We start from the raw sequence: 4,850 nt of genomic DNA on the forward strand, positions 1-4,850 counted from the left end.
TCAGATGTCGCGGGAGCCCCCGCACGCCCTTGGCGGGTCCGTCTGTTATGTGGAGTGCGGTGGCAGAGCGAAGCGGCGACACCGCTTTGCCCGGGGATGATCCATGCCGCACCCCTCCCGTCTCGCCACGGCTTCGGCTCCCTCCATCGCCCAAACTGCGCGCCCTCTGGGATCGCCAAGCTCCAGCTTGGCCTCTTGGGTTTTTCCGCGCGGGCCTGTTCGATCCGTATTTCCCCGAAAGCCAAGCTGGAGCTTGGCGATCCCAGGGGCGTGGCCTCTCCAGCGAACCCGGTACTTTCTTAGCAGCGCAGCGCGGCGATCTCGTTCCCGGCATGGCCCCGGCGCTCCGGGTTCTTTCGCGTTGGCAGGAATATCCGGGGGGCGGGGCAATGTTACAGGGTTGCAAACGTTGGAATGTTCGCGGGGCGGCACCCGGAGGCCCCCCCCGCATTACCAGGAGCACACCCCATGGCAGACATGCAGACCCCCATGACGCCGCAGGAGATACAGACGGCCCTTCAGGCGCTCACGAAGCGCGTGGACGGGCTGGAGGCCCGCGTGGCCAGGGACCGCCTGTGCATCGGCGTGATGAAGGGCGACCTGGACTACACCATGGCGTCGTTCATCATCGCCCTGGGCGCCTCGGCCTACGACATGGAGGTGGACATGTTCTTCACCTTCTGGGCGACGGCGGCGCTGCGCGACCCGAAGAAGAAGGTGAAGAAGGGGCTATTGGACAAAATGTTCGGGATCATGCTGCCGAAGGGGTCCCGGAAGCTGCCGCTGTCCAAGATGCAGATGCTCGGAATCGGCCCGGAGATGATCCGCGCCGTCATGAAAAGCCGCAACGTGCTGTCCCTGGAGGACCTGATGGCGGAGGCGGGGAAGGCGGGGATCAAGATCCACGTCTGCACCATGTCCATGGACGTGATGGGGATCAAGAAGGAGGAGATGATAGACTACCCCGGCATGGACTTCGTGGGGGTGGGCACCTTTGTGGACATGTTCTCCGACGCGAAGCAGTGCTTTTTTATGTGAGCGGCGGACAACCTGCGGGGAGACGTGCCATGGAAACATCGGACTGCGCCGGGCGCGGGCACCTCAACCCGGCGGCCTGCCGGATGGTGGCGGAGTTCTTCTCCGTCTATGCCAATCCGACCCGGATCAGCATCCTGTGCGCCCTGCGCGACGGTCGCCGGACGGTGTCGGAGCTGGCGGAGCACGCGGGCGTGAGTCTGCAGAACATCTCCCAGCACCTGCGGGTGATGCGGGACAAGGGCGCGGTGCGCACGGCGCGCGAGGGGCACCACGTCTACTGCGCCGTGGCCGACCCGCGTTTTCTGGAGGGCGTCCGGCTGATCCACGACGCCCTGATGGACGGCTGGCGGCACGGGCCGGAGGCCGTATTCGGGCAGCACGCCGCGGCGGCGGCACAACCTGAAGCGTAAAGGAGCACCGGACATGACAGCGGATGAACTGCGGACCCTGGCAGTGGACAAACAGCTGGACGCGCGGGGCGTGTCGTGCCCCGGCCCCCTGCTGGAGACCAAGCGCGCCATCACGGGCGTGCCCTCCGGCAGCGTGATGGAAATCCTCTCCTCCGACTGCGGCACCCCGTCCGACCTCGGACGCTGGGCGGTTAAGGTCGGCCATGAGTATCTCGGCGACCTTCAGGAGGACGGGTACTACCGGGTATTCCTGCGGGTGCGGTGAGCGGGAAGGCGGACCCCTCGGGCAGGTCGGACAGGTCGGACGCGTCGGACCTGTCTGACCGATCTGACGACGGACGCGGATGTCGCGCGTTTGCGCGTCTCCGGGCGCGGGCACTACAATATCCGGTGAACCCCAACCTGCCGGAGGGCTTGTCCCATGCCTGCCAAGCGCGGACCGAGAATCATTGACGGAAAGAAGACGTCCGGGATCATCCTGGAGGAGCTGAAGGGCGAGGTGGCCGCGCTGCGGGCGAAGGGCATCCAGCCTGGGCTGGCCGTGGTGCTGGTGGGCGAGGACCCCGCCAGCGAGGTCTATGTGCGCTCCAAGCGCAGGACCTGCGCCGACCTGGGCATCGCGTCGTTCTCCCACGACCTGCCCGCGAATGCCACCGAGAAGCGGCTGCTGGCCCTCATCGCGAAGCTCAACGCCGACCCGAAGGTCCACGGCATCCTCGTGCAGGTGCCCCTGCCCAAGCACATGGACGAGCAGCGCGTGCTCAACGCGATCTCGCCGGACAAGGACGTGGACGGGTTCCACCCCGTGAACGTGGGGCGCCTGCTGAACGGCGAGGAGGCCTTCGTGTCCTGCACGCCCGCGGGCTGCCAGGAGCTGCTGAAGCGCTGGGGCTACGACCCCGCCGGGAAGCATGTCGTCATCGTGGGCCGGTCCAACATCGTCGGCAAGCCGTTGGCGGCGCTGCTCATGCAGAAGGCGAAGGGCGCCAACGCCACCGTGACCGTCTGCCACTCGCGCACCAAAAACCTCGCCGCCCTCACGCGGCAGGCCGACATCCTCGTCGCCGCCATCGGCGTGCCGGAGTTTGTCACGGCGCGCATGGTCCGCGAGGGCGCCGTCGTCATAGACGTCGGCGTGAACCGCATCCCCGACGCCACGAAAAAGAGCGGCACCCGCCTCGTGGGCGACGTTGCCTTCGCCGGCGTGGCGAAGAAGGCCCGCGCCATCACGCCCGTGCCCGGCGGCGTCGGCCCCATGACCATCGCCATGCTCATGCGCAACACCGTCCTCGCCGCCCGGCGCGCGGGGAAATAGGGGCGCCGCCGGTTTCAGGTAAAATAGGGCGCGAACCGGAGGCCCCCGCACGATGAGCGACACCCCGCCGACACCCCGCCGCGTCCCGTGGGGGGAGTTGCTTGCCGCGCCCTCGTCCATCCAACGTTCCACCCCCGTAGGGGCGCCGCTTGCCGCGCCCCCGCCACAGCGGCTCCCCGCTCAGTCCGACGGGCCGAGCATCTTGGACGGGTCCACCGCCTCGTCGAAGGTCTCCGCGGTGAGCAGGCCGGTGCGCAGGGCCTCCTCCTTCAGCGTGGTGCCGTTGAGGTGGGCGGCGCGGGCGATTTTGGCGGCGTTGTCGTAGCCGATGACGCGGTTGAGCGCCGTCACCAGCATGAGCGAGTTCTCGAGGTGCGCGCGGATGCGGCGCGCGTTCGGCTCCAGCCCGGCCACGCAGTTCTCGCGGAACGAGTCGGCGGCGTCGGCCAGCAGGCGGATGGACTGCAGGACGTTGTAAATGATCACGGGCTTGAACACGTTCAGCTCGAAGTTGCCCGAGGCCCCGGCGATGTTCACCGCCACGTCGTTGCCCATGACCTGCGCGGCCACCATGGTGAGGGCCTCGCACTGCGTGGGGTTCACCTTGCCCGGCATGATGGAGGAGCCCGGCTCGTTCTCCGGCAGGAGCAGCTCGCCGATGCCGCAGCGGGGGCCGCTGCCGAGCCAGCGGATGTCGTTGGCGATCTTCATGAACGACGCGGCGACGGTCTTCAGCGCGCCGTGGGTCATCACCATGGCGTCGTGCGCCGCGAGGGCCTCAAACTTGTTCGGCGCGGAGGTGAACGGCAGTCCCGTGAGCTCCGCGATCTCGTCGGCCACCGCCTCTGCGTAGCCCCGCTTCGTGTTGAGGCCCGTGCCCACCGCGGTGCCGCCGATGGCCAGCTCGGCCAGGCGCGGCAGTGTCTGGTTCACCCGCGCGGCGCCGTTGGCCGCCTGCTGGGCGTAGCCCGAGAACTCCTGCCCCAGCGTGAGCGGCGTGGCGTCCATGAGGTGGGTCCGGCCGATCTTGATGACGTCCGCGTAGGCGTCCGCCTTCTCCTGGAGGGCGTCGCGCAGGGCCTCCAGCGCGGGGACCAGGCGGGTGTGCGCCTGCTCCACGGCGGCGATGCTCATGGCGGCGGGGAAGGTGTCGTTCGACGACTGCGACATGTTCACGTGGTCGTTCGGGTGGACGGGCTTCTTGCTGCCCATTTCGCCGCCGAGCATCTCAATGGCCCGGTTGGCGATCACCTCGTTCACGTTCATGTTCGTCTGCGTGCCGCTGCCCGTCTGCCAGACCACCAGCGGGAAATGGCCGTCCAGTTTTCCCTCAATGACCTCGTCCGCCGCCGCGCGGACCGCGTCAGCCAGCTTCGGGTCCAGCAGGCCCATGCGCTCGTTCACCGAGGCCGCCGCCTTCTTCAGGATGCCGAAGGCGCGGAGCAGCTCGCGGGGCATGCGCTCGCCGCCGATGCGGAAATTCTGGAGCGACCGGGCCGTCTGGCACCCGTAATACCGGTCCGCAGGGACCTTCATCTCGCCCAGCGTGTCTTTCTCGATGCGGTAGTCCATGGGGGAATCCTCTCTGGTGGGGGCGCGCCGCGCGGCGGACGCCCAATGACGGAACGGACCGGTTCCTCGGAGGCCCCATTATCCCCGCCCGCGCCCCGACGCGTCAACCGGGGGCCGGGACCCCGAATCGCCGGACAAGAAACGGTGGTGGACGTGTTCGAGGGAATGCACCCCTTGGGGATTCGCGCTGAAAGCGTCGGCGGTGTGAAAGGGGCGTGTTCACCCATGGGGTGTGGAGAACCTGAGGTCTTCCGACAAGAGATTGCCGCAGCGGCCCGGGGCGGCCGCCTCGCAATGACGCTCGTTTTCCCGTCATTGCGAGCGAAGCGCGGCAATCTTGTTCCCTCCACGGATTCGGTTCTCGCGAGCCCCAGACCGCCGAAGGCGGGAATGTCGTTGAAGAAAGGCGTGTCAGGCGTCAGATGTCGCGGGAGCCCCCGCACGTCCCTGGCGGGTCCGTCTGTTATGTGGAGTGCGGTGGCAGAGCGAAGCGGCGACACCGCTTTGCCCGGGGA

The 4,850-nt window shown here is 68.0% G+C and carries 5 protein-coding genes; 4 read left to right on the forward strand and 1 reads right to left on the reverse strand.

Annotated features, from left to right (window positions below):
• Nucleotides 1-489: 489 nt before the first annotated feature.
• The 4 genes from GXY15_07775 (at nucleotide 490) to folD (ending at nucleotide 2,763) form a co-directional block, all read left to right on the forward strand.
• Nucleotides 490-1,038: an NADH dehydrogenase FAD-containing subunit gene (locus GXY15_07775; GenBank protein NLV41112.1), complete on the forward strand. Its 549-nt coding sequence runs from the start codon at nucleotides 490-492 to the stop codon at nucleotides 1,036-1,038.
• 29 nt (nucleotides 1,039-1,067) lie between these two features.
• Nucleotides 1,068-1,448 (forward strand): winged helix-turn-helix transcriptional regulator, encoded by a 381-nt coding sequence (locus GXY15_07780; GenBank protein NLV41113.1) that lies wholly within the window; start codon nucleotides 1,068-1,070, stop codon nucleotides 1,446-1,448.
• A gap of 13 nt (nucleotides 1,449-1,461) precedes the next feature.
• Nucleotides 1,462-1,713: a sulfurtransferase TusA family protein gene (locus GXY15_07785; protein NLV41114.1), complete on the forward strand. Its 252-nt coding sequence runs from the start codon at nucleotides 1,462-1,464 to the stop codon at nucleotides 1,711-1,713.
• 156 nt (nucleotides 1,714-1,869) lie between these two features.
• A complete protein-coding gene (folD, locus tag GXY15_07790; GenBank protein ID NLV41115.1) occupies nucleotides 1,870-2,763 on the forward strand; it encodes a bifunctional methylenetetrahydrofolate dehydrogenase/methenyltetrahydrofolate cyclohydrolase FolD in 894 nt (297 codons plus the stop codon).
• 180 nt (nucleotides 2,764-2,943) lie between these two features.
• Here folD and fumC read toward each other — a convergent pair whose 3' ends face one another.
• A complete protein-coding gene (gene fumC, locus GXY15_07795; protein NLV41116.1) occupies nucleotides 2,944-4,335 on the reverse strand; it encodes a class II fumarate hydratase in 1,392 nt (463 codons plus the stop codon).
• Nucleotides 4,336-4,850: the final 515 nt, after the last annotated feature.

The organism is Candidatus Hydrogenedentota bacterium, from assembly GCA_012730045.1.
GTDB lineage: Bacteria > Hydrogenedentota > Hydrogenedentia > Hydrogenedentales > CAITNO01 > JAAYBR01.

What these genes read in the sequence shown, in the direction of transcription:
- GXY15_07775 (NLV41112.1), top strand. Translation starts at nt 490, where the DNA reads ATGACGCCGCAGGAGATACAGACGGCCCTTCAGGCGCTCACGAAGCGC.
- GXY15_07780 (NLV41113.1), top strand. Translation starts at nt 1,068, where the DNA reads ATGGAAACATCGGACTGCGCCGGGCGCGGGCACCTCAACCCGGCGGCC.
- GXY15_07785 (NLV41114.1), top strand. Translation starts at nt 1,462, where the DNA reads ATGACAGCGGATGAACTGCGGACCCTGGCAGTGGACAAACAGCTGGAC.
- folD (NLV41115.1), top strand. Translation starts at nt 1,870, where the DNA reads ATGCCTGCCAAGCGCGGACCGAGAATCATTGACGGAAAGAAGACGTCC.
- fumC (NLV41116.1), bottom strand. Translation starts at nt 4,335, where the DNA reads ATGGACTACCGCATCGAGAAAGACACGCTGGGCGAGATGAAGGTCCCT.